Below are 22766 nucleotides of genomic sequence, written 5' to 3'. Positions count from 1 at the left end.
GCATTAAGGCACAAGCTCGGCTGGGGAAGGCTCGGCCAGGTGCCGGGCGTCGATTCCGTAGTCGCGACCACGGGGGTCGTCGCGTCCACTCAGTAACAGGGACGGACTTTTCATGTCAACGCAAAGCCCGGCCGCACCGGGCGGCGACAAACTCGACGCCGGCGTGCTCAAGGTCGCCGGCGTCGTCATCCTCGGCGCGATCATGGCGATCCTCGACACGACGGTCGTCAACGTCGCACTCCAGAAACTGACCATCGAGTTCCAGACCTCGTTCGACACCATCCAGTGGATCGCGACCGGCTACATGCTGGCGCTGGCGACGGTCATCCCGGTCACCGGCTGGGCCTCGGACCGGTTCGGCACCAAACGGCTCTACATGACCGCGATCGGGCTGTTCCTGATCGGCTCGATGCTCGCCGGCATGGCCTGGGACGTCGAATCGCTGATCATCTTCCGGGTCCTGCAGGGCTTCGGCGGCGGCATGCTGATGCCCGCCGGCATGACGATCCTGACCAGGGCCGCGGGACCGCACCGGATCGGGCGCGTGATGGGCGTGCTCGGCGTGCCGATGCTGCTCGGCCCGATCGGTGGCCCGATCCTCGGCGGCTGGCTGGTCGACGCGGTGAGCTGGCGCTGGATCTTCTACATCAACGTGCCGATCGGCCTCATCACCATGGTGCTGGCCTGGCGCGTGCTGCCGAAGGACCGGCCGGAGCCCAGCGAGCGCTTCGACTTCCTCGGCATGCTGATGGTGTCGCCGGGGCTGGCGGCGCTGATCTTCGGTGTTTCGAACATCCCGTCGGCAGGCGGGATCGGCGCGGTGGAAGTCTGGCTGCCCGCGCTGGCCGGGGTCGCGCTGCTGGTGGCCTTCGTGTTCCGGGCGAACCGGGTCACGAACCCGCTGCTCGATCTGAAGCTGTTCAAGAACCGGTCGTTCTCCGTCGCCATGGTGACGATGACCTTCTTCTGTGTCGCGTTCTTCGGCGCGATGCTGTTGCTGCCCACGTATTTCGTGCTGGCGCGCGGTGAATCGGCGATGAACGCCGGTCTGCTGCTCGCCCCGCAGGGGGTCGGCGCGATGCTGACCATGCCGATCGCGGGCAGGCTCGCGGACAAGATCGGCGCGCGGAAGATCGTGCTGCCCGGTCTCGTGCTGATGCTCGCCGGGCTGATCGCCTTCACCCAGGTCACCGCGGCGACCCCGTACTGGCTGCTGCTTTCGGCGCTGTTCGTGATGGGGCTCGGCATGGGCGCGACGATGATGCCGATCACCTCGGCCGCGTTGCAGACGCTCAAGACGCAGGACATGGCGAAGGCGTCGACGGCGACGAACATCCTGCAGCAGACCGCGGGCGCGATCGGGGCGGCGGTGCTGTCGATCATCCTGGCGGCGTTGCTCGCCGGGAAGTTCGGCGTGCCGACCGCGCAGGGACAGCTGGCCGCGACGGCCGCGGTGATGAACCCGGCGACGCACGAAGCGGCTTCGGGGCTGACCGCGGACGCGTTCTCGACGACGTTCCTGTGGTCGTTGATCCTGCTCGCGCTCTGCCTGATCCCGGCGGCGTTCCTGCCGAAGACCAAGCCCACCCTGCCGGAGGGCGCGGCCGATGGCGAGGTCCCTGCGGTGCGGGCGATCGTGACCCACTGATCACGATCCGCTAGGCCCGAAAGGGAGCAAGGGACCTTTGCTATCGCTTCTCTCGACGTCGAGACAAGCGGTAGCAAAGGTCCCTTGCTCCCTTTTCGCAGGTCAGAGGGTCAGGAGAGGCGCTCCAGGACCATCGCCATGCCCTGGCCGCCGCCGACGCACATGGTTTCGAGGCCGAACTGCTTGTCGTGGTGGCGCAGCGAGTTGATGAGCGTGGAGGTGATCCGCGCGCCGGTCATGCCGAACGGGTGGCCGACGGCGATCGCGCCGCCGTTGACGTTCAGCTTGTCGAGGTCGATCCCGAGGTCCTTGTAGGACGGGATGACCTGCGCGGCGAACGCCTCGTTGATCTCGACGAGGTCGATGTCGTCGATGGACATCCCGGCGCGGGCGAGCGCGCGCTTCGACGCCTCGACGGGGCCGTAGCCCATGATCTCCGGCGACAGCCCGGAAACACCGGTGGAGACGACGCGGGCCAGCGGGGTCAGACCCAGTTCCTTCGCCTTGGTGTCGGACATGATGATCACGGCGGCGGCGCCGTCGTTGAGCGCGCAGCAGTTGCCCGCGGTGATCCGGCCGTCGGGGCGGAAGACCGGCTTGAGGCCGGAGACGCCTTCGAGGGTGACGCCGGCGCGCGGGCCGTCGTCCTTCGAGACCACGGTGCCGTCCGGCAGGGTGACCGGGGTGATGTCGTTGGCCCAGAAGCCGTCCGCGATGGCCTTCTCGGCGAGGTTCTGCGAGCGGACGCCGAACTCGTCCATCTCTTCACGCGACACGTTCTTCAGGCGCGCCAGGTTTTCGGCGGTCTGGCCCATCGCGATGTAGACGTCGGGCAGGGTGCCGTTCTCGCGCGGGTCGGTCCAGCTGTCGGCGCCTTCGGCCGCGACCTGTGCGGTGCGGGCCTCAGCGTCGGCGAAGAGCGGGTTGTGCGTGTTCGGCCACGAGTCCGAGCTGCCGTTGGCGAAGCGCGACACGGTCTCGACGCCGGCGGAGATGAACACGTCACCTTCGCCCGCCTTGATCGCGTGCAGTGCCATGCGGGTGGTCTGGAGGCTGGAGGAGCAGTACCGGGTGATCGTGCAGCCGGGAAGGTGGTCGTAGCCGAGTTCGACGGCGACCGCGCGGCCCATGTTGAAGCCCTGCTCGCCGCCGGGGAGACCACAGCCGAGCATGAGGTCTTCGATCTGCGTCGGGTCGAGTTCGGGGACCTTGTCGAGCGCGGCGCGGACCATCTGCGCGGTGAGGTCGTCCGGGCGGATGCTCACCAGCGATCCCTTGCCGGCGCGGCCGATCGGGGATCGGGCGGTGGAGACGATGACGGCTTCGGGCATGGAACGACACTCCCTTGTTTTCGATCCAGACGCGCTAAGCGGTTGCTCACCTCGCATCCTCCACCGGAGGGAGGTGCGGGTCAAAGGCGAACGCGATCCACGCCACTCTTTTAGCCTGCGGTCCTCACCCCGCCCGGTTGAGTGGACACAGCACGACCTGCGGCGTTTAGGCTGTCGGAGTGGAATACGTCGAGCACATCGTGGACCTCGTGGGCAACACCCCTCTGGTCAAGCTGAACGCACTGGCCGAGGGGCTGCAACCGCTCATCCTGGCCAAGGTCGAGTACGTCAACCCCGGCGGCAGTGTCAAGGACCGCATCGCGCTGCGGATGATCGAAGCCGCGGAGCGTTCGGGCGCGCTGAAGCCCGGCGGCACCATCGTCGAGCCGACCTCCGGCAACACCGGCGTCGGGCTGGCCATGGTGGCGCAGCGCAAGGGGTACAAGTGCGTGTTCGTCTGCCCGGACAAGGTCAGCGAGGACAAGCGCAACGTGCTCAAGGCCTACGGCGCCCGCGTCGTCGTCTGCCCGACCGCTGTGGCGCCGGAGCACCCGGACTCCTACTACAACGTTTCCGATCGCCTCGTCCGCGAGATCGAGGGCGCCTGGAAGCCGAACCAGTACGCCAACCCGGAGAACCCCGCCAGCCACTACCACTCGACCGGCCCGGAGCTCTGGCGCCAGACCGAAGGCAAGATCACGCACTTCGTCGCGGGCGTCGGCACGGGCGGCACGATCTCGGGCACCGGCAAGTACCTCAAGGAGGTCAGCGACGGCCGCGTCCAGGTCATCGGCGCGGACCCCGAAGGCTCGGTGTACTCCGGCGGGACCGGGCGGCCGTACCTCGTCGAGGGCGTCGGTGAGGACTTCTGGCCGGACACCTACGACCGGGACATCGCCGACCGGATCATCGCGGTGTCGGACGCGAACTCCTTCGACATCACGCGCCGCCTCGCGCTCGAAGAGGGACTGCTCGTCGGCGGCTCGTGCGGGATGGCCGTCGCCGCCGCGCTCAAGCTCGCCGAGGGCCTCGGCCCGGACGACGTCGTCGTCGTGCTCCTGCCCGACGGCGGCCGCGGCTACCTCACCAAGGTGTTCAACGACGACTGGATGTCCTCCTACGGCTTCCTGCCGCCGGACTCCAGCGGCGCCACCGTCGGCGACGTCCTGATGAAGAAGAGCGGCTCGCTGCCCAGCCTCGTGCACAGTCACCCGAACGAGACCGTCGCCGAAGCGGTGGCGATCCTGTCCGAGTTCGGCGTCAGCCAGATGCCCGTGGTCAGCGCGGAACCCCCGGTCATGGCGGCCGAGGTCGTCGGCGCGGTCAACGAACGCGACCTGCTCGAAGCGCTCTTCACCGGCAAGGCCCAGCTGGCCGACCGGCTCGAGCAGCACATGTCGCCGCCGCTGCCGACCATCGGCGCCGGTGAACAGGTCAGTGTGGCGATGAACGCGCTCTCGGGCGCGGACGGCGCGCTGGTGCTGGTCGACGGCAAGCCGGCGGGGGTCGTCACCCGCCACGACCTGCTCGCTTTTCTCGCAGGACGGTAAAGAGGCATTTCATCGGATGGTCGGGCCGGGGCGTTACGAGCGGCCCACCCGGCTATCCGATAGCGTGTCGGGTGAGTTGAACTTCTATGTCCTCGTCAAGGGGGTTCAAGACCCAAATGAGTGCTCCGCAGCCACCGAATCAGCCTTGGGGTGGCGCCCAGCCACCGCAGGGACCCCCGAGTGGCCCCCAGCCGCAGCAAGACAACCCGTTCGGTTCCCCGGAACCGACTCAGGTGGTCCAGCCCGGCCAGCCGCCCCAGCCCGACTACGGGCAACAGCAGTACGGGCAGCAGCCCTCCTATGAACAGCCCCAGGGTGGCGGGTTCGGCGACACGCCGGAGCCCACACAGGTCGTGCAGCCGGTCCAGCCCGGTTCCGGCGACGCGAACGCGACCCAGGTCGTGCAGCCGGTGAGCGGCGGCGGGGAATCCCCCACCGCCGAGTCCACCCAGCTCGTGCCGCCGGGTTCGCAGCCGCCCGCCATCCCGTACGCCCCGCCGCCGAGCGCGGCCGACAACCCGGCCGCCGGTGCCTACGGCGCCCAGGGTGGCGGTTTCGGTCAGCAGCAGGGCTTCGGCGGGCCCCAGCAGGGCGGGTTCGACCCGTCGCAGGGCCAGCAGCCTGGTTACGGCCAGCCGCAGCAGGGCTTCGGTGGACCGCCGCAGGGCGGCTTCGGCCAGCAGCCCGGTTTCGGCGGACCGCCGCAGGGCTACAGCCCCGCAGCCGGTGGTGGTGCCGGCGGGAACCCGCTGTTCGGGTTCATCGCCGGTGGCCTCGTCGGCCTTCTCGGTCTTCTCGCGCTCGTCTTCAGCTTCGTCTACTTCGGTGACGCGAGCGACTTCTCCAAGGGTGTCGACGCCCAGGCCTCCAGGATGAGCGAAGAGGCCATCAACAAGGCTCTCGACCAGTTCGGCCTGGCTTCGCCCGGCACCGTCTGGCTCTACGTGATCCTGCTGCTGGTCGCTTCGATCGTCGCGACCGCGGCCGGTGCCGGCCTCGCGCTGGCAGGCAAGCTCCCGGCCTCGCTCAAGAAGATCGTGCCGATCGCGGTCACCGCGGGCGGCGCGCTGCTGCTCCTCTTCGGCATCCTGCTCCTCGGCGCCACGACCGCGTCGGGCGACGGTGTCCCGAGCGGGGTCAGCATCGGGATCGGCCTGCCGCACCTGATCTTCGGCATCCTGATCCTGATCGTGGGTGTGCTGGGTCTGATCCCGGCGACCGCGCAGTTCGTCGGTCTCGGTGGCGGCGGTTCGGTGCTCGGTGCCCCGCAGAGCGGTCAGCCCGGCGGATTCGGCGGACCGCCGCAGGGCGGCTTCGGCCAGCCGGGGCAGCCCGGCCAGTACGGCCAGCAGCAGCCGGGTCAGTACGGTCAGCAGCAGCCCGGTCAGTACGGTCAGCCCGGCCAGGCCGGTCCGCCTTCGGGTGGTTTCCCGCAGCAGGGGCAGCCTGGTGGTTTCGGGCAGCAGCCGGGCCAGCAGGGCCCGTCCAGCGGCGGGTTCGGTCAGCCGGGTCAGTCGCCGCAGGGCGGCTTCGGCCAGCCGCAGCAGCAACAGCAGCCCGGCGGTTTCGGGCAGCAGCCCGGTCAGCAGGGCCCGCCCAGCGGCGGGTTCGGACAGCCGGGCCAGCAGCCCGGTCAGCCGCCGCAGCAGTGGTGATCCACCACCGCTGAACGGTTTCGCTCAGGACGCCCCCGGCCCATCGGCCGGGGGCGTCCCGCGTTTCCGGATTCGCCTGCCGCGGCCAGGTCCGCGGGGCTAGGGTGAGCGCCGTTGACTCACCCCTTGCCGACGGGAGCGACGTGACCGGTCCGTACGGATATCCCGCACACCAGCCCGGACCGGCAGGTTTCGGCTATCCCGCGCAGCAGGCCCGGCCCTCCGGCGCGACGGCGATCATCGCCGCGGCGCTCGGGCTCCTCGGGGCCCTCGCGTCCGGTTTCATCCCGATCCGCTACTTCATCGGACTCCCGTCGGGCTTCAGCCTCTCGAACCTGCCCGCCTTCGCGCTCGTCGAACTGGTGCTCTACCTGCTCGCCGCGTTGTTCCTGCTGATCGGCGCGTTGACGACGTTCTTCCGTTCGGTGATCGGCGCCGTCCTGCTGATCCTCGGCTCACTGCTCGCCATCGTGGCCGTCGTGCTGGAGCCGATCGCGTTCCGCGTGCCGTATCGGATCCACCTCGACATCCTGCTCCGGTTCGCCACCCTCGATGGCGTTATCCGCTTGGCCATGATCGTGCTCGGCCTGCTGGCGCTGCTGCTGGCGATCCTTCCGCCGACGTGGAAGTACCTGCGCCGACGGCCTGCCCCGGCCCAGCCCTATCAGCCGCAGAATCAGTTTCCCCAGCAAGGCGGTTGGTGAGCCGTCCGGCTGGCAGGATGAGGCGAGAGTTTTCGACAGGGGGAGAAATGACTTATCAGCAGTACCCGCCGCAGGGCGGATATCCGCCACCGGGCGCCTACCCGCAGCAGGGAATGGCACGGCAGCCGAGCGGTGCCACCGGGATGATCGCCGGGATCCTCGCGATCCTCGGCGGGCTCTGGTTTCTCGCCGGGCTCGCGTTCCACGTCATCGAACTCGTCGATTTCACGGTTTCGTTCCTCGTGATCGGCGCGGTGCTCGACTTCCTCTCCGCGGCCTTGCTCTTGAGCGGCGGGATCCTGCTGCTCCTGCGCAAGAAAGCCGGGCGAGTGCTCACCGTGATCGGGGCCGGCGCCACGATCCTTCTCGTGGCGTCGATCTTCCTGATGGAGGCGATCGGCTCCCATTTCTTCTTCTCGTACAGCGGAGTGACCTCGCACTTCGGCGTCGGCTTGCTACTCATCGTGGTGCCGATCCCGGCGATCGCGACCCTCGTGCTGGCGCTGATCCCGCCGACGGCGCGCTGGCTGGCGGCCAAGAAGCAGCCCGCCCTCGCCGGGCCGCCGCCGAACTTCGGCTACCCGCCCCCGCAGCCCGGCTATCCACCCGCCCCTGGTGGGCCGCAGCAGGGTGGACCACCACCCGGGCAGTGGTGAATTCGGTCCCAGACCATGGGATCTCGAGCGGGTGGTCGTACCCTGGACCGTATGGCCGACGACTACTCTCTGCTGGGCTTCGAGACGCGCGCGATCCACGCCGGGCAGACCCCTGATCCCCGGACCGGCGCGGTCATCGTGCCGATCTATCAGACCTCGACTTACGCGCAGGACGGCGTCGGCGGCACGCGCGAAGGCGACTACGAGTACTCCCGCACCGCGAACCCCACGCGCACCGCGCTGGAGGTCGCGCTCGCGGCGCTCGAAGGCGCCCGGCACGGTCTGGCCTACGCGTCGGGGATGGCGGCCAGTGACGTCCTGCTGCGGGCGACCCTGCGGCCCGGTGACCACCTCGTGCTCGGCAACGACGCGTACGGCGGCACGTTCCGGCTGATCGACAAGGTGCTCAGCCTGTGGGGCGTCGAGCACACGGTCGCCGATCTCGGCAACATCGCCGAGGTCCGCGCCGCGATCCGGCCGGAGACGAAGCTGATCTGGTGCGAGTCGCCGACGAACCCGATGCTGGGGATCGCCGACATCGCCGCGCTGGCCGAGGCCGCGCACGGCGCCGGCGCCCGCCTGGTCGTCGACAACACCTTCGCCACCCCGTACCTGCAGAACCCGCTTTCGCTGGGCGCCGACGTCGTCCTGCACTCGACGACCAAGTACCTCGGCGGGCACTCCGACGTCGTCGGCGGCGCGATCCTGACGAACGAGGACGAACTGCGCGAGCAGCTGTTCTACCTGCGCAACGCGGCGGGTGCGGTGCCCGGTCCGTTCGACGCGTGGCTGACCCTGCGCGGGATCAAGACCCTCGCGCTGCGGATGGAGCGGCACAGCGACAACGCCGAACTGATCGCCCGGATGCTGCTGAAGCACCCGAAGGTCGAGCGTGTCTACTACCCGGGCCTGCCGGAGCACCCCGGCCACGAGGTCGCTTCGAAGCAGATGCGGCGCTTCGGCGGGATGATCTCGTTCACCCACATCGACGGCGAGCAGGCCGCGCTCGACGTCGCGGCGAAGACGAAGCTGTTCATCCTCGCCGAGTCGCTGGGCGGGATCGAATCGCTCATCGAGCACCCGGGCAAGATGACGCACGCGAGCACCGCCGGATCCACCCTGGAGGTGCCGGACAACCTGGTGCGCCTCTCCGTCGGCATCGAGGACGGCAGCGACCTGGTCGCCGATCTGGCCAAGGCCCTGGGCTGACCGCCGCCGAGCCCAGGCGATAGCAAGGGACCCTTGCTATCGTTAGCGTACCCACGCTAACTATTGAGCCGAAGGTCAAACGTGGCGTGGGGCCGGTGTCGCTCCTGGGTAGGCGTTCTCCTGGTAGTGAGGGCCTCCTTGCCTACTTTGACGGTAGTGAAGGAGGCTTTCGCTACTTTCAGATGTGGTCCTTGGTGACAGTGGGGCGGCTGTGACCTCGGTGGCTGGTCGTGAAGTACATGAAGGCCCCCTTCCTTGCGTCTAGCGCAAGGAAGGGGGCCTTCATGTACTTCGGTAGGGCGTGACTCGTGTGCCTGGATGCCGCACTCCGGAGCGCGGAGTCTGAGCACGCGAGTGAGGTATCGCGTCACCCACCGTCTCACCCCGGACACGACACGTTTGCCTTACCTCTCAATAAGTGACAGCAAAGGTCCCTTGCTCCGTTCGCGCTGGTCAGCGCGGTGTGATGGGAGGAAGCGCCCGGTTACGGGCGGAAGTTGCTGGGTGCGATGCCGCTCTTCGCGTCCGCCTCGTGCGAAGTGCCCTTAGGCGCGGCAGGCAGCTCAGAACCGTCGATGCAGCCGCCGACGAGTTCGATGTGGTTGTCGTGCCGGATGTACTGGCCCGGATCCACGCAACCGGCGCGGTCGACCGTGTAGACGGCGGCGCCGGTCAGCAGTGCGGCCGAAGTGAGGGCCAGCACGACCGGGAGCATCCCGGCGGAACGGGTCGCCCGGACCCTGCCGATGTTCCCCCGTGCCATGCGCGCTCCCTGGTCGCCTTCGCCGCCATCGTCAAGAGTACCCGGACGGTGAACTTGTCACGTGACGTATCCGTCAGGTGGCATCATCCGGCCGTCCGGGTGCCCGCGAAACCCGTAGTCCTAAGTGGACGGTCGACCGGTGATGGCGGCGACCGCGAGTTCGCGTTCGGGCTCGCCGACCTCGGGCAGGGTGAACCGCGACGCCCGGATGTGGCCGAGCAGTTCGGGGTCGGGCGCCACGTCGTGCTCGCGCAGGTAGTAGGCGACCGCGCCCGGCCAGTACCAGCGGCCGTCCGTGCGGAAGTTCAACGGCACCAACGGTTCCCTGTCGGGGTCGAAGGCATCGGCTTCGTAAGTCCGCGACGCCAGTACGACCGGGGCGCCGTCGAGGTACTCCAGCACGCGATCCCGTTCGGCGGGGGGCAGCGGCTCGCGGTTCACCACCGGACGCCCGGACTCGTCGAGGCCGTCGTAGACCCGCGGCGACTTCAAGTCTTCCGGCGCTTCCGCGGGCGGAGTGGCCACCGGCGCCTCGGCCCGCGGCGCGGCGTCGAGCCCCGCTCGCTGCCGCAGCCACGGCGGGATGTTCTGTTCGGCACGCGGGAAGAAGCGCAGCTCGTCCTGGAAGCCGATCGATGGCGGCGCCTGCCGCCACGGCGGCTCCACATCGGTGAGGAAGTCCGTACTGAGCACGGTCGCCGAACCGTAGACCAGGATCGCGCTCAGCCAGGCCCCTCGGCCGGGCTGGTACATCCCCGACCGCAGGCTCCCGAGCAGTCGCACGGCCTCCGGGTTCGGCGGCACCGGGCGCGGCAGACCGTCCTGACCGGTGACGAGCAGGTCGACCTCGACATGCCTGCCCGCCGCCCGGTACTCGACGCGCATCTGCTGCCAGCCGGGCGGCAGCGGCGTCGCGAGGGCATGGCCGATCTGCCAAACGAGCTGCTGTTGCTGCTGCTGGTTCACCGGTTGTTGTGGTCGGCTCATCTGCCCTCGCTCACCGATCGTCAGTCCGCCTGGCCGGCGGCACGTCGCTGAAGCCATTCCGCGCGTTCACCGGTCCGCGGGTAGCGCTCCAGCTCCTGCGCGAAGAACTCGGCGGGCGGGACGTGATCCCAAACGGGTTCGTTGTCCCAGTTGTACTCGGCCGAGTACCCGCCAGGATGCACGAGGTGATAGCGGACCGAACTCCACGCGCCTTCGCCCGGCTTCGCCATGCTGTCGCGCAGTTCCACGAAGAAGTCCGCGACGCCCTCCGGCGGTGTCCACGGGGTACCGGTGCCCATCACGGTCAGGACCTGGGCGGAGATTTCGTAGTAGTCACCGACGGAACGGAAGATGATGAACAGCTGCTCCCAGTCCGCGGGTACGGAGTGCACCATCCAAGTGGTGAAGTCCTTGAACAGCTCGTTCGCCTGTGCCGCGCTCGTGGGCACAACGGGCATCGGCATCAGTTCTGCTCCTTCTCTTCCGCCGCCGCGAGCTTCGCGTCGAGCCAGCCCGGGATGTGCTCAGGGTCCCTGGGGAACTTCTTCAGGTCTTCGACGTAGTGTCCCGGTTCCATCGGCGGCGTGAGGACCGGTTCGTAGTCGTTGTTGTAGTTGAAGAAGATCTGCCCCGGCGGGTTCAGCGAAATCCGTGCCGAGAACCAGGTTCCGCGGCCGGGCTCGTACAGCAGCGTGCGCAGCTTCGCGAGGATCACGTTGAGCTCGGTGGGCGGCGCGATCTCCGGACGGGAGCCGTCGTCCATGATCACGGTCAGGCCGAGATCCTGTACGGGCACGGTCATCGAGCTGACCAGGTCGATGCGCCGCCAGCCTTCTTCGGGAACGAGGTTCAGCAGCGCGATGCCGATCTGCTGGATCAGGTCCTCGTGACTCTCACCCCCGGAAGTCATCGGGCCAGAGTGGGTTGTTGTGGTCATTGGGGAAACTCCTGACGATTACCGAGATCCGGCCTTCGGCGTCCGGGCCGTAAGCCCGGTATTGGCGGGTGTGCGCGTCGTCGATACCGGCATCCCGAAGTTCGAACGTGTCCTCGTTCTCCAACCTACCCGCGAGGCCGCTGTCGTCCCGATCCCGCTCCATCCGGTACCAGCTGTCGTCCGCGTCGTAGGTCTCCTTGAGCTCCTTGGCGCCCGCGTTGCTGTTGTCCACACGGCCTTGCGAGCCCTGGTTGAGCGCTTCGCCGGAGCCGCCGACGGACGTCCCGCGGTGGTGGCCGCCGTCGTCGATGTTCTTCCCGGACGCGTCCTTGCCGCCCATCCCGCCGACCTGGCTCTGCGCCGAGCCGTCACGCCGGATGTTGCTGGCACCACCCGGGTCCGGAGGAGCCGACGTCACCACGGTGTTGCCTCGCGCGTCCGTCCGGTGGATCTCGCCGGGTGACTGCCTGCCCAGCGGGTTGCCGTCGGCGTCGTGCATTTCCAGGCCGTGGTCGACCCGGACCACCGCGTTCGGCGGCGGGTTGTTCATATCCGCGTTGAACGGCTGCCCGGTGTGCATGTGGGTGATCTTGCCGTCCGGCCCGGTCTGGAACGACCCGTACGGCAGGCCGTCCTTGTCCACCACGTGGATCCGGGTGTTGGGCGGCAGATTGTCCCGGCCCGCGATCGGATCCTTGTGCGCGAGCTTGTCGCTGATCGCCTTTTGCTGGGCGTCGGACATCGAGCTCGGATCACCGTCGGTGAACCCGCGCGGGTCCTTGTTCTGGTGGGCGACCGCGTTCTCGCTCTTGGGCGGAACCTGGTGCGAGTAGGTGACTTCGCGGTCGGGTGCGGGCCACGAATCCTGGACGTTCTTGGCGTTCCTGGTTCCGTAGTGACCGTCCTGGGTGATCCTCGCGCCGTCCGGTGCGGCCCCGACCTCCGGGTTGGTCCTGGCTCGCTGGCCGCTGGTGGTGTCGACGTGGCTGATGTGCCCGGTCCCGTCGGTGTGGAACTCACCCCGCGGGTGGCCGAACTCGTCGGTCGGGCGGTGCACACTGTTCGGCGCCAGCGTCGGCCTGTCGTTCGCGTCGAGCCTGGGGTTCCCGTTCTCGTCGGTGTGCTGGCGGTTGAAAGCCTCGTCCTGCTTGACCGCGTTCGGGTGATCGACCGGGGTCCCCGTCGGCTGCGGCGGGTGGTAGCCCTGACCGTGCTCCGGCCTGCCATCAGGACCGACGTGGTACTCCTGGTGGAGCGGGCCGCGGTCGACCCGGTAGTTGCTGTCGGGCAGCGGATCCCGCAGCTCCGGGTTGTCCGCTCCCTCGTGGGTGTCGACCCACTTGACCCTGCGGTGCTCGTCGGTCTGGAAACTGCCGCGAGGGTTCCCGTCCGCGTCCGTGACGTGGTAGCGGGTGTTCGCGTCCAGATCGGTCCGGCGGCTGAACGCGTCGTTCGCACCCGGTGCCCGCGGGTCGTCCGCCTCGATCCTCACCTCGTCACGGGGCTTCGGCGGGGACTCGATGTCACCGATCCGCGTGACGTCCCGGGTGCCTTGCGTGGTCTTCACATCGGTGTGCGTCACCGTCCGGACGTTGCCGTCCGCGTCGGTCGGGAACGTGTCGTGCCGATGACCGACCTGCACGCGGTAGTCGGAGTTCGGCGCAGGGCGCATGATCTCCGGGTTACCGGGGCCGTGCAGCCTGTTCGGCGCGACGGCGTCGACATGCGTCACGTTGCGGTTCGCGTCGGTGTAGACCCGGCTGCGCACGTTGCCGTCCGCGTCGGTGACGTCGTACCGCGTGTCCGGGTCGAGCCTGCGCGGAGGCGTCGTCGGGTCGAAGAACGACTGATCGCCGCGTAGCTGGACGGGACGGGCGGGCGGCGTGAAATCGGGCTCGTCCCAGCGTCCTTCGATCTGGTGCTGGGGGTTGAGGTCGTCGCCCTGGCCGCGGTCGCGGGCGCTGTCGGCGTCCACGTCGTGCTTGTCCGCGTGCGAGGTGTCCGGGGTGAAACCGTCGTCGCTCGCCCGGCGGGCGGTGCCGTCGGGGCTGTGGACGTCCCATTCACCGTTCGGCGGGATCCGGGGCCGGGTGCGGCCGTCGGGGCTGATCTCGTAGTCGGACGAGAAGACGCGCCCGTTCGAGTCGGTCCACGCCGGTTTGCTCGGCGCCATCACCTCGGTGTCGAGTTCACGCGACAGACGGCGCGCGAAGTCGTTCGAGCCGGCGTCGCAGCCGATCAGCCGGATCGGGCGGCCGTCGTAATCCCCGTTGCGCCGCAGGATGTCCGCGAACTCTTCCGGGGTGTAGGTGCGGTTGCCGATCCGGGCGTGCCCGTCCGGGGTGACGTGGACGTCGACCGTGTAGCGGCCGTCCGGATCCGGCTGGACCCGGTGCGGCAGGTCGCCCATGTCCGGATCCCCGCGGTGGTAGGAGCTACCCGCGGGGGTGCCTTCGGAATGGCGCCGGTTGACCTCGTCGGGCGTCAGCGGACGATCCGGCTCGGCGTCGGGGCCGCGGTCGTGCGGTGAACCGTCGGGGTGGCCGTTCGGGTCCTGGCGCGGGCCGTGCCCGTCGGGGCCGTGACCGTCCGGCGAATGCGGCGGCCCGCCGGGGCCGCGGCCGCCCGGTCCGGTGTTGCCGGGACCGGTGCCGCCGGGCCGGTTGCCGGGGCCGTGCGTTCCGGGCGTGCCGGTGTGCGGCTGGGCGCCGGGGCCGAAGTCGTTGCCACGGGCGACGGGCTGCGGCTGGTCCGGCCGTCCGCCGGGGCCGGTCTGGCCGGGACCGCGGCCGGGGCCGGTGTGGGTGTCGGGAGTACGCGGGGCGTGCGTGTCCGGGGTGCGCGGCGAACCGGGTGTGCCCGTCCAGCCGCCGCCCTGCGGCCTGCCGCCGGGCGAACCCGGGGTGCCGCCGGGAGTACCACCCGGCGCGCCTTGGGGCGGCATGCCGCCGGCCATCGGCTGACCCTGCGGCGGGACGCCGGGCGAACCGTCGCCGCCGGTACCGCCACGCTGCGAAGGCACGTGTGACGGGCCTGCGTCGCCGAGACGTGGTGCCGTGGGCGCGGTACCGCTGGTCGTCGTGCCGCTGTCGGTCGGCCGGGTGGGGCTGCCGCCGTCACCGGCGTTACCGCCGCCGTGCTGGCCGGGTGACGGATCGGAACGAGGCGTGGGTGAACCGCCGCCGTCGCCGCCGTGCGTCCGGGGCGAGCCGCCGCCGTCGCCGGTGTGGCTGGGGGAGCCGCCGGTGTCGGCGCGGGTGTTCGGGGCGTCGGGTGTGTTGTTGGGTGAGCCGCCGCTGTCCGCGCGCGTGTGGGGCGCGGGGGAGCCGCCATCGGGCGTGTTGCTCGGTGAGCCGCCACTGTCGGCGCGAGTGTTCGGCGCGTCGGGTGTGTTGCTGGGTGAGCCGCCGGTGTCCGTGCGTGTGTGGGGCGCGGGGGAGCCTCCACTGTCGGTACGGGTGTGAGGGGCGGCGTCGGGTGTGTTGCTCGGCGAACCGCCGGTGTCCCCGCGGTTCGGGCTCGGCGAGCCGTTGTCGGGCGTGCGGTTCGGGGTGCCGGAATCGCCGGGAGACCCGTTGTCGGAGCGGGCGGCGTTGGGGGAGCCCCCGTCCGGCGCGCCGCCGGAGTTACCGTCCGAAGTGGACGGTCCATCGCCATCGCCCGCGCGGTTGGGAGAGCTGCCGTCCGAGCGAGAGGAACCGCCTCCGTCCCTTGTGGACGGTGAACCGCCGCCGTCGCCGGCTCGCGTGGTGTTCGACGGGTTGTCGCCGCCGGAATCACCCGAGCGACCGGAGTCGCCGGAAGAACCCGAGTCGCCGTCGGAGCCGTTCGAACCGTTGGAGCCGTCGCCCGAACCGTTGGATCCGTCGCCGGAGCCGCTGCCGGATCCATCGCCGTCCGGGCCGTCACCGGAGCCCGTGCCGCCGCCGGATCCGCCGGACCCACCGCCGCTGCCGCCGCGCTGGACGAAGCCGCCCGGCTTGATGTTCCTGGTGTTGATCACGTCCAGGCCGGTGACCTTGCCCGCGATCTTGCCGAAGATCTTGATGATCTTCTCGAAGACGTCGGCCAGTTTGCCCAGCAGCGGCGAGACCCGCCGCATCGCGTCGCAGAGTTCCTTGAGCTTGTCGGCGATCTTCGCGGCCCACTTGGCGATCGCGGTGACGGCCTGCGCGACCACGATCGGCGTGCCGAAACCGAGGGAGAACACCGTCTCCATGACCCACGCGATGAGCTTGCCGACGGCGTCCGCGATCAGCTGGCGGATGAACTCACGGACGAACGCGACGATCTCACCGAAGATCATCACGACGGTGCTGATCCCGCCCGCGACCGTCGCCGCCGCGCTGATCGCCTCTGCCTGCTCCGCGGCCTGCTTGCGGTACTGGTCGGCGGCCTCGCCGGTCCAGCCGGAAGTGCCGTTCTTGACCTTGTTCGCCAGGTCGACCTGGGTGTCTTCCAGCTTCTTGGCGACGTTGCCCCAGGTCTCCGAGTACGACTGGATGACCGGCGGATCGCCTGCCACGGCGTCCAGCATGTCCTTCAGCGGCTGCATGTGTTCCATCAGGAACGACGCCACCGACGACATCAGATAGCCGAACGGGTCGATCGCGGCACTGGCGATCTCGCCCGCGAGGCTCAGGACGCCGAGCCCGCCGCCGATCCAGTCGCCGTTCGAGATGCCGTTGAAAGCGTCCATGGCGGACTCGGCGACACCGATGCCCGCCGCGTAGCCGTACTCGCTGTTCCCGGCCGTCAGCGGTCCGGGGCCGTCGCCATCCGTCGGCGCCTTCGCGACGAGCGGGTTCCCCTCGGGCATCAGTCAGGCACCTGCGCGTTCTTGAACTCGGCGGCGAAGTTTTCGTCCTGCGTCCGGTAGGCGTTGGAAGCGGACCGCACGTTGTTCGCCACCGTCGTCGCGGCCTCGACGGCCTTGTTCAGCGCGTCGATGCCGAACTGCTCGACCGGGTCGAGCATCATCCGGAACGGCTGGCAGATGATCCCGTACGCGTCCGTCGGCATGCTCACCTGTTGCGCGGCGTCGACCGCCGTGCGCAGCCCGTCGGCGATGCCGTCGATCTGCTTCGAGTGCGCGTCGAGGTCGGCGCCGAGCTCATAACCCTTGCCTGCCATGGTTTCTCCCCTCTACCAGGCCGGATGAACGTCTACGAAAGGATGCTGCCGCCGAATTCGTCGTCATCGTCGTCCTGCGTGCGGCGGCGGCGCGGGATCGGCTTCGGCTGTGGTGGATTCTGGGGCGGATTCGCCTGCGCGGGCGGCGGCGGGGGCTCTTCCTCTTCCGGGCCGAAGCGGAGGTGCCGCTCGGGCTCGGGCGGGGCGATGTCGTCCTCCGGAGGAGCCTCCGGGAAGGTGCTCTGCGCTTCCGCGATCACCCGGCTCGCGGTCTCGTCGGTGGTGCCGACGGTCTCGGCCATCGCCTGCTGCAGCAGTTCCGGGATGCGGGACTGCGCGAGCTGGACGAGGCGCATGACCTGCGACGAGACCTCGGCCATCCGTTTGCCGCTCGCGGCTTCGGCGATGACGAGGTTCGTGAGCAGGCCCTTCGAGTCGATCGTGACCTCGATGGTGTTGTCCTTCGACCGCTCCGTCACGGTCTGGCCCTGCATGCGGGCGGCCATCGCCTGATAGCGCGCGGCGGTCTCCTGGATCTGCTTCGTCCAGTTGTCCACCATTCGTTCGCTGGCGTCGACGTTGTCCGGCATCGGGACCCTTCCAAAAGCTGCGTGCTGACGTCTTCACACTGACGGTCCGAAGACGCCACCGGTTCCGGTGTGCGCAAAGTTTCGTCGAACAGCCTAGTGCTCATCCGGTGTACCACTCGGGGACGACAAAGTCGGCCCCGTCACGCAGTGAAAGGGCTCTTCACCGCACAAAGTGCGATGAAGAGCCCTTTCACGCCTTGCGAACTGCCGGGGTCAGAGGTTGCCGCGACGCTCCTGTTCACGCTCGATGGCCTCGAACAGGGCCTTGAAGTTGCCCTTGCCGAAACCGAGCGAACCGTGCCGCTCGATGAGCTCGTAGAACACCGTCGGGCGGTCGCCGATCGGCTTGGTGAAGATCTGCAGCAGGTAGCCGTCCTCGTCGCGGTCGACCAGGATGCGGTGCTCCTTGAGCTTCTCGATCGGCACCCGGACCTCGCCGATCCGGGCGCGCAGCTCCGGGTCGTCGTAGTAGGAGTCCGGGGTGTCGAGGAACTCGACGCCCGCCGCGCGCATCGCCTTCACCGTCGCGACGATGTCGTTGGTGGCCAACGCGATGTGCTGGCAGCCCGCGCCGCCGTAGAACTCGAGGTACTCGTCGATCTGCGACTTCTTCTTCGCGATCGCCGGCTCGTTGAGCGGGAACTTGACGCGGTGGTTGCCGTTGGAGACCACCTTGCTCATCAGCGCCGAGTACTCGGTCGCGATGTCGTCGCCGACGAACTCCGCCATGTTCACGAAGCCCATGACGCGGCGGTACCAGTCAACCCAGTAGTCCATCTTGCCGAGTTCGACGTTGCCGACGCAGTGGTCGACGGCCTGGAACAGCCGCTTCGGCGCGCCTTCGGGGCGGACGACGCTGCTCTCACGCGGCTCGTAACCGGGCAGGTACACGCCGGTGTACTTCGACCGGTCGACCAGCGTGTGGCGGGTCTCGCCATAGGTCGCGATCGCGGCGATGCGCACGGTGCCGTGCTCGTCGGAGACGTCGTGCGGCTCCTCGAGGACGGTGGCGCCCTGCGAGCGGGCGTGCTCGATGCACCGGTCGACGTCGGCGACCTCGAGCGCGAGGTCGATCACGCCGTCGCCGTGGCGGCGGTGGTGGTCGAGCAGCGGGGAGTCGGGCTTGACGCCGCCGGTGATCACGAAGCGCGCCGAGCCGGACTTCAGCACGAACGACTTGCGCTCGAAGTTCCCGGTCTCGGGGCCGGAGTACGCGACGAGCCGCATGCCGAACGCGACCTGGTAGAACCACGCGGTCTGCGTGGCGTTGCCCGCGATGAACACCACCGCGTCCATCGACTTCACCGGGAAGGGGTCGGTCGAAGAGTCGTGGTCGACGAGGCCGACGAGCTGACGCAGCTGGTCGTAGCTCACGTCGTCAAGAGCACCCTGGGGTTCCACTGTGTGCGTCATGCCATGAAGGATCCGAGCGCGTGACAAAATGCGCAATGGTCAAAGATTTTGCTGTGCACTATGACCAGTGGTGGCTGCGGGAGCGCGGTCAAAGTGGACAACCTGTGTAGGAAGTAGGCCCGATGTCGGAAGCACTCGACGCGCTGGACGCGCGGCTGCTGCTGTTGCTCACCGATTCGCCCCGGCTCGGGGTGCTCGAATGCGCCCGCCGTCTCGGCGTCGCGCGGGGCACGGTGCAGGCCCGGCTGGACCGGCTGACCGAACGCGGGATCCTCGGCGGGTTCCCGCCCGAACTCGACCTCGCGGCGATGGGATACGGCCTCACCGCGTTCGCCGTCCTGGAGATCGCGCAGGGCCGCCGGGCCGAGGTCGCGGAGGCGCTGTCCGCGATCGACGAGGTGTGCGAGGTCTACGCGACGACCGGCCAGGGCGACCTCTTCGTGCGGATGGTGGCGCGCAACAACGACGACCTGCAGCGGGTGGTGGACGAGGTGGTCGGCGCGCCGTACGTGCGGCGGACGTCGACGTCGATCGCGTTGTCGACGCCGGTTCCGCCGCGCGTACGGCCGCTGCTGGAACGGCTGGCGCGGAGCTAGCCGACCTGGCCGAGGTACCGCTTCGCCGACCGCTGGACCGCTTCGTGCCCGTCGGTGCGGATGATCGCGTCCCACCAGGCGCCGTAGATCGCCTCGAACTCGTACGGTTCGAGCATTTCGGCGGCGCGGCGGACGACCTCCGGGCGTTCCGGGATCAGATTCGGGTAGCTGTACATCATGCCGACGAAGCGCCGGTCCGGGATGACCTGCAGGATGTCGCCCGAGAGCAGTGCTCCGCGGCCGTTCTCCCCGGCGGGCCAGTGCAGCACGGTGCCGCCGTCGAAATGCACGCCGAGGTTGATCAGCCGCAGGTCGGGGGCGACATCGAGGGTCGCGCCACTCCACAGCTTGATCGCCGGATCCGGCCTGCCGATCCACTGCCGGTCGCCTTCGTGCAGGTACACGGGCACGTCGAAGGCGTGGGCCCATTCGACCATGGTGGTGTAGTAGTGCGGATGGCTGATCGCGATGCCGGTGAGCCCGCCGAGTTCGCGGACCTCGGCGACCAGCTCGTCGTCGAGATAGCCCGCGCAGTCCCACAGGAAGTTGCCGGATTCGGCCTTGACCAGCAGCGCGCGCTCGCCGATGGCGAAGTTCGGGGTGGACCCGACTCCGATGAGGCCGGGGCCCTGCTCCTCGATACGCGCTCGGTACGTCCCGCTCGTGCGGACGGTGTTCAGATCGGTCCACCGCTGTCCGGCCTGCGGGACGTACTGACGTTCGTCGTCGCAGATCGGGCAGTCGGACCGGGGTTCCGCGTACTGCATGCCGCAGGCGACGCAGATCGGTAGCTCGCTCATCGTTTCCCTCCAGATTCCTCCGGAAGTCACGCTAACGGCTCATATGCGCGCCCGGCCATATCGGGCGGTGTTCATTGCCGCGCGCTGACGAAAACTCGCCGAAGAGGCGCCGGTTCGCAGGCAACTCGCGCTGCGTGCGGAGGGCGCCCCTTCATCGGTTTCCGGGGCCTTCGGCCGCAAAGCGGCGCGCGGGGGCTTACTTGGCGGTGTACGGCACGGCCTTGACGAGCGTCACCTTCTGGATGCTGCCGTTGGGCAGCTCGTACTCGCGGGTCTCGCCCTCTTTGGCGCCGAGCAGCGCCTTGCCGAGGGGGGACTCCGGCGAGTAGACGTCCAGGCCACCCTCGGTGCCCTCTTCGCGAGTCGCCAAGAGGAAGTTCTCGTCCTGGTCGTCACCGTCGTAACGCACGGTGAGGACCTTGCCCGGTCCCGCGCTGCCGTCATTGGCGGGCGGCTCGCCCACCTTGGCCGAACGGAGGAGCTCCTGGAGGTGGCGGATGCGGGCCTCGTGCTGGCCCTGCTCTTCGCGGGCGGCGTGGTAACCGCCGTTCTCCTTGAGGTCGCCCTCTTCCCGGCTGTCGTTGATCTTCGCAGCGATGACCGGGCGGAGCTCGATGTAGTGGTCGAGTTCCTGCTTGAGCCTGTCGTAGGCATCCTGGGTCAGCCAGGTCACCTTTGTGTCGCTCACGGTCACCATCTCCTAGTAGGGCCTGCCAGGCTTGGGTGTACAAGCCGGCCACCGGCCGGCATGGCGCGCCGGCCTGGCTGAGATAAAGGAAAAACACGGCCCGTCTTGGGCCGTGCCGGTAGATCAGAGTAACACGGCGCGAGGCATCGCCGCCGGTCGAATTCGGTCGCGCCTCGGCGTTGGGCGCCCGTTTCACCCCGTTGGCCGCTATGGCCTTGACAGGTACCGTGGTACGTCGTATGAGCATCCGAAGATATCAGCCGTGACCGGCTTTCCGATGCTCTTGATGGTGGTAGTCACCCTGCTGTTCTTCGAACCAGGCTGAATCAGGACCTCTTTACGCCCGCTCTCGGCCCCGGCCTTGTCACGGACGCGGACGACGCACACCCCTGGACGGTTCACGTCGTCCCTGGTCACGTTGATGGTGATCTCCATCGCGTCGCCCGGCTTCTCCTCGAACAAGACGCGTTCGCCCTCGATGGGCGCGCTGCCGAAGTTCGCGTACGCGGCATAGGCGATACCGCCGCTGACCAGCAGTGCGATCACCACGAACACCAGGCGCCGCCAGCGGGCGGGCTTCGCGGCACGGGGCTTGCCGTACCGGCCTTCCGGCACGTCCATCCGGGTGCTTTCCGCGGAGGGAGCGTCCTGTCCCGTGCTCAACCCGGGCCTCCCGGTCGGTGTCGTCGTGCTCGCAGGGACAATGGGGTCGTATGCGAGTGGTCCCCTCGAGTATCCGCGCCCGGCAGGGCGGGCCGTCAGGCAGGGTCGCAGGGGAATAGGGAACGAGAAGGGGACGTTCGGAGCATGGTGCTAGCCAATGAACCGCCGAAGTCACGCCTCCGCCTGATGGCGGTGCACGCGCACCCCGACGACGAGTCGAGCAAGGGCGCGGCCACCATGGCCAGGTACGCCGCCGAAGGGCACGAGGTCATGGTCGTGACCTGCACCGGCGGTGAAGCGGGCAGTGTGCTGAACCCGGCCATGGACCGTCCCGAAGTAGTGGCCAACATGACCGAGGTCCGCCGCGAGGAGATGGCCCGCGCGGCCAAGATCCTCGGGGTGAGCCACGCCTGGCTCGGTTTCATCGACTCGGGCCTGCCCGAGGGCGACCCGCTGCCCCCGGTCCCGGAGGGCTCGTTCGCGGTCATCCCGCTCGAGGAGTCCACCGGCGCCCTGGTGAAGGTCATCCGCGAGTTCCGTCCGCACGTGATCGTCACCTACGACGAGAACGGCGGGTACCCGCATCCCGACCACATCCGCACGCACGAGATCTCGGTCGCGGCCTTCGACGCGGCGGGCGAGGCCGGGCGCTACCCGGACGCGGGCGAGCCGTGGCAGCCGATGAAGCTGTACTACGTGCACGGGTTCTCACGCGCCAGGATGACCGTGTTCCACGAGGCCCTGCTCGCCCGCGGCCTGGAGTCGCCGTACGAGGAGTGGCTCAAGTCGTGGGACCCGGAGAAGGCCGACGTCATGGAGCGGGTGACCACCCGCGTCGAATGCGGCGACTACTTCGAGCAGCGTGACGACGCGCTGAAGGCGCACGCCACCCAGATCGACCCGAACAGCCGCTGGTTCGCCGTCCCGCGCGATCTGCAGCGCGAGGTCTGGCCGACCGAGGAGTACGAGCTGGTCCGCTCACTGGTGGACAGCACCCTGCCGGAGGACGATCTGTTCGCCGGTTTGAAGGAGGGCTAGATGAGTTTCGTGGTGCCGGCGTTCGCCGTCGTTCCGGTGACGGCGATGTCGCAGTTCCTGGCACAGCAGCCCGGCAACGGCGACAACGGCGGCCAAGGTGAGGACTTCGGCAAGTCGTCGCCGGTGGGGTTCCTGATCCTGATCCTGTTCTTGGTCGCCGTGGCGTTGCTGGTGCGGTCGATGACCAAGCACTTGAAGCGGCTTCCGGAGAGCTTCGACGAGCCGGCCGCCTCTTCTTCGGAGGCGCCTGCCGAGGAGGCTCCCGACGCTTCGAAGGCTGACGCGGAGAAGGCGGCCGAGCCCGTCGCCAAGACGGAGAAACCGACCGCCAAGTCCGACTGAGCGCTGCTATGAAAGGTCCTTTCCTTGCAAATTTTGCAAGGAAAGGACCTTTCATAGCATTCC

General features: G+C 68.8%; 21 protein-coding genes. 9 read left to right on the top strand and 12 right to left on the bottom strand.

Annotated features, from left to right (window positions below):
• Nucleotides 1-112: 112 nt before the first annotated feature.
• On the top strand, nucleotides 113-1648 hold the full coding sequence (locus tag ACLJO0_RS23020; protein ID WP_410580468.1) for a DHA2 family efflux MFS transporter permease subunit: 1536 nt from the start codon (nucleotides 113-115) through the stop codon (nucleotides 1646-1648).
• Nucleotides 1649-1758: 110 nt separating this feature from the next.
• Here the strand turns inward: ACLJO0_RS23020 and ACLJO0_RS23015 are convergent, their stop codons facing one another.
• Nucleotides 1759-2979: an acetyl-CoA C-acetyltransferase gene (locus tag ACLJO0_RS23015; protein ID WP_410580467.1), complete on the bottom strand. Its 1221-nt coding sequence runs from the start codon at nucleotides 2977-2979 to the stop codon at nucleotides 1759-1761.
• 179 nt (nucleotides 2980-3158) lie between these two features.
• Between ACLJO0_RS23015 and ACLJO0_RS23010 the strand changes: the two genes are divergently transcribed.
• The 5 genes from ACLJO0_RS23010 to ACLJO0_RS22990 all read left to right on the top strand — a co-directional run bounded on the left by ACLJO0_RS23010 (nucleotide 3159) and on the right by ACLJO0_RS22990 (nucleotide 8753).
• Entirely contained in the window at nucleotides 3159-4529 is a 1371-nt protein-coding gene (locus ACLJO0_RS23010) for a cystathionine beta-synthase (RefSeq protein WP_125782635.1), read from the top strand.
• Between the two features lie 233 nt (nucleotides 4530-4762).
• Nucleotides 4763-6184, top strand: coding sequence for a hypothetical protein (locus tag ACLJO0_RS23005; RefSeq protein WP_410580466.1), 1422 nt, complete (start codon nucleotides 4763-4765; stop codon nucleotides 6182-6184).
• A 143-nt stretch (nucleotides 6185-6327) separates the two neighbouring features.
• Nucleotides 6328-6888, top strand: coding sequence for a hypothetical protein (locus tag ACLJO0_RS23000; protein WP_410580465.1), 561 nt, complete (start codon nucleotides 6328-6330; stop codon nucleotides 6886-6888).
• A 47-nt stretch (nucleotides 6889-6935) separates the two neighbouring features.
• Nucleotides 6936-7544, top strand: coding sequence for a hypothetical protein (locus ACLJO0_RS22995; protein WP_410580464.1), 609 nt, complete (start codon nucleotides 6936-6938; stop codon nucleotides 7542-7544).
• A 51-nt stretch (nucleotides 7545-7595) separates the two neighbouring features.
• Nucleotides 7596-8753 carry a cystathionine gamma-synthase gene (locus ACLJO0_RS22990; protein ID WP_396558141.1) on the top strand — a complete coding sequence of 386 codons (1158 nt, stop codon included), beginning with the start codon at nucleotides 7596-7598 and terminating at the stop codon, nucleotides 8751-8753.
• Between the two features lie 484 nt (nucleotides 8754-9237).
• Here the strand turns inward: ACLJO0_RS22990 and ACLJO0_RS22985 are convergent, their stop codons facing one another.
• From ACLJO0_RS22985 to hppD, 8 genes are all read right to left on the bottom strand, one after another.
• The gene (locus tag ACLJO0_RS22985) at nucleotides 9238-9516 is read right to left on the bottom strand and encodes a hypothetical protein (RefSeq protein WP_125791865.1); all 279 of its coding nucleotides are present in this window, start codon (nucleotides 9514-9516) and stop codon (nucleotides 9238-9240) included.
• Between the two features lie 120 nt (nucleotides 9517-9636).
• The gene (locus ACLJO0_RS22980) at nucleotides 9637-10503 is read right to left on the bottom strand and encodes a ferredoxin (RefSeq protein WP_410580463.1); all 867 of its coding nucleotides are present in this window, start codon (nucleotides 10501-10503) and stop codon (nucleotides 9637-9639) included.
• A 20-nt stretch (nucleotides 10504-10523) separates the two neighbouring features.
• Nucleotides 10524-10967, bottom strand: a complete 444-nt coding sequence (locus tag ACLJO0_RS22975; protein ID WP_125791867.1) for a hypothetical protein — start codon at nucleotides 10965-10967, stop codon at nucleotides 10524-10526.
• Nucleotides 10967-11413 carry a hypothetical protein gene (locus tag ACLJO0_RS22970; protein ID WP_125782651.1) on the bottom strand — a complete coding sequence of 149 codons (447 nt, stop codon included), beginning with the start codon at nucleotides 11411-11413 and terminating at the stop codon, nucleotides 10967-10969. The genes ACLJO0_RS22975 and ACLJO0_RS22970 overlap by 1 nt, the downstream gene beginning before the upstream one ends.
• Entirely contained in the window at nucleotides 11397-16259 is a 4863-nt protein-coding gene (locus ACLJO0_RS22965) for a hypothetical protein (protein WP_410580462.1), read from the bottom strand. Before ACLJO0_RS22965 ends, ACLJO0_RS22970 begins: the two co-directional genes overlap by 17 nt.
• Entirely contained in the window at nucleotides 16259-16573 is a 315-nt protein-coding gene (locus ACLJO0_RS22960; protein ID WP_125791870.1) for a type VII secretion target, read from the bottom strand. The genes ACLJO0_RS22965 and ACLJO0_RS22960 overlap by 1 nt, the downstream gene beginning before the upstream one ends.
• A gap of 32 nt (nucleotides 16574-16605) precedes the next feature.
• Nucleotides 16606-17163 carry a YbaB/EbfC family nucleoid-associated protein gene (locus ACLJO0_RS22955; protein WP_410580461.1) on the bottom strand — a complete coding sequence of 186 codons (558 nt, stop codon included), beginning with the start codon at nucleotides 17161-17163 and terminating at the stop codon, nucleotides 16606-16608.
• Nucleotides 17164-17376: 213 nt separating this feature from the next.
• Nucleotides 17377-18576, bottom strand: coding sequence for a 4-hydroxyphenylpyruvate dioxygenase (gene hppD / locus ACLJO0_RS22950; RefSeq protein ID WP_410580460.1), 1200 nt, complete (start codon nucleotides 18574-18576; stop codon nucleotides 17377-17379).
• 122 nt (nucleotides 18577-18698) lie between these two features.
• On the opposite strand from hppD, the gene ACLJO0_RS22945 reads away from it, so the two are divergent.
• On the top strand, nucleotides 18699-19172 hold the full coding sequence (locus ACLJO0_RS22945; RefSeq protein ID WP_034305441.1) for an Lrp/AsnC family transcriptional regulator: 474 nt from the start codon (nucleotides 18699-18701) through the stop codon (nucleotides 19170-19172).
• Here ACLJO0_RS22945 and ACLJO0_RS22940 read toward each other — a convergent pair.
• The 3 genes from ACLJO0_RS22940 to ACLJO0_RS22930 form a co-directional block, all read right to left on the bottom strand.
• Nucleotides 19169-19972 (bottom strand): MBL fold metallo-hydrolase, encoded by an 804-nt coding sequence (locus ACLJO0_RS22940; RefSeq protein ID WP_410580459.1) that lies wholly within the window; start codon nucleotides 19970-19972, stop codon nucleotides 19169-19171. The genes ACLJO0_RS22945 and ACLJO0_RS22940 overlap by 4 nt on opposite strands.
• A 196-nt stretch (nucleotides 19973-20168) precedes the next feature.
• Complete coding sequence (greA, locus tag ACLJO0_RS22935) at nucleotides 20169-20669, bottom strand: transcription elongation factor GreA (protein WP_125789446.1); 501 nt, start codon at nucleotides 20667-20669, stop codon at nucleotides 20169-20171.
• A 198-nt stretch (nucleotides 20670-20867) separates the two neighbouring features.
• On the bottom strand, nucleotides 20868-21323 hold the full coding sequence (locus tag ACLJO0_RS22930; RefSeq protein WP_125791874.1) for a DUF4307 domain-containing protein: 456 nt from the start codon (nucleotides 21321-21323) through the stop codon (nucleotides 20868-20870).
• A 144-nt stretch (nucleotides 21324-21467) separates the two neighbouring features.
• On the opposite strand from ACLJO0_RS22930, the gene mca reads away from it, so the two are divergent.
• The gene (gene mca, locus ACLJO0_RS22925) at nucleotides 21468-22361 is read left to right on the top strand and encodes a mycothiol conjugate amidase Mca (protein WP_410580458.1); all 894 of its coding nucleotides are present in this window, start codon (nucleotides 21468-21470) and stop codon (nucleotides 22359-22361) included.
• Nucleotides 22362-22703 (top strand): hypothetical protein, encoded by a 342-nt coding sequence (locus tag ACLJO0_RS22920; protein ID WP_410580457.1) that lies wholly within the window; start codon nucleotides 22362-22364, stop codon nucleotides 22701-22703.
• Nucleotides 22704-22766 lie beyond the last annotated feature (63 nt).

Source organism: Amycolatopsis sp. lyj-108, from assembly GCF_046549005.1.
In the GTDB taxonomy this organism is placed as follows: Bacteria; Actinomycetota; Actinomycetes; order Mycobacteriales; family Pseudonocardiaceae; genus Amycolatopsis.
Note: the sequence above shows the minus strand (reverse complement) of the source record. Positions and strands in the feature narration are given on the sequence as shown.

Excerpts from the sequence above, each read along its gene's own strand:
- ACLJO0_RS23020 (WP_410580468.1), top strand. The coding sequence starts at position 113 with ATGTCAACGCAAAGCCCGGCCGCACCGGGCGGCGACAAACTCGACGCC.
- ACLJO0_RS23015 (WP_410580467.1), bottom strand. The coding sequence starts at position 2,979 with ATGCCCGAAGCCGTCATCGTCTCCACCGCCCGATCCCCGATCGGCCGC.
- ACLJO0_RS22995 (WP_410580464.1), top strand. The coding sequence starts at position 6,936 with ATGACTTATCAGCAGTACCCGCCGCAGGGCGGATATCCGCCACCGGGC.
- ACLJO0_RS22990 (WP_396558141.1), top strand. The coding sequence starts at position 7,596 with ATGGCCGACGACTACTCTCTGCTGGGCTTCGAGACGCGCGCGATCCAC.
- ACLJO0_RS22985 (WP_125791865.1), bottom strand. The coding sequence starts at position 9,516 with ATGGCACGGGGGAACATCGGCAGGGTCCGGGCGACCCGTTCCGCCGGG.
- ACLJO0_RS22980 (WP_410580463.1), bottom strand. The coding sequence starts at position 10,503 with ATGAGCCGACCACAACAACCGGTGAACCAGCAGCAGCAACAGCAGCTC.
- ACLJO0_RS22975 (WP_125791867.1), bottom strand. The coding sequence starts at position 10,967 with ATGCCGATGCCCGTTGTGCCCACGAGCGCGGCACAGGCGAACGAGCTG.
- ACLJO0_RS22970 (WP_125782651.1), bottom strand. The coding sequence starts at position 11,413 with ATGACTTCCGGGGGTGAGAGTCACGAGGACCTGATCCAGCAGATCGGC.
- ACLJO0_RS22965 (WP_410580462.1), bottom strand. The coding sequence starts at position 16,259 with ATGCCCGAGGGGAACCCGCTCGTCGCGAAGGCGCCGACGGATGGCGAC.
- ACLJO0_RS22960 (WP_125791870.1), bottom strand. The coding sequence starts at position 16,573 with ATGGCAGGCAAGGGTTATGAGCTCGGCGCCGACCTCGACGCGCACTCG.
- ACLJO0_RS22955 (WP_410580461.1), bottom strand. The coding sequence starts at position 17,163 with ATGCCGGACAACGTCGACGCCAGCGAACGAATGGTGGACAACTGGACG.
- hppD (WP_410580460.1), bottom strand. The coding sequence starts at position 18,576 with ATGACGCACACAGTGGAACCCCAGGGTGCTCTTGACGACGTGAGCTAC.
- ACLJO0_RS22945 (WP_034305441.1), top strand. The coding sequence starts at position 18,699 with ATGTCGGAAGCACTCGACGCGCTGGACGCGCGGCTGCTGCTGTTGCTC.
- ACLJO0_RS22940 (WP_410580459.1), bottom strand. The coding sequence starts at position 19,972 with ATGAGCGAGCTACCGATCTGCGTCGCCTGCGGCATGCAGTACGCGGAA.
- greA (WP_125789446.1), bottom strand. The coding sequence starts at position 20,669 with ATGGTGACCGTGAGCGACACAAAGGTGACCTGGCTGACCCAGGATGCC.
- mca (WP_410580458.1), top strand. The coding sequence starts at position 21,468 with ATGGTGCTAGCCAATGAACCGCCGAAGTCACGCCTCCGCCTGATGGCG.
- ACLJO0_RS22920 (WP_410580457.1), top strand. The coding sequence starts at position 22,362 with ATGAGTTTCGTGGTGCCGGCGTTCGCCGTCGTTCCGGTGACGGCGATG.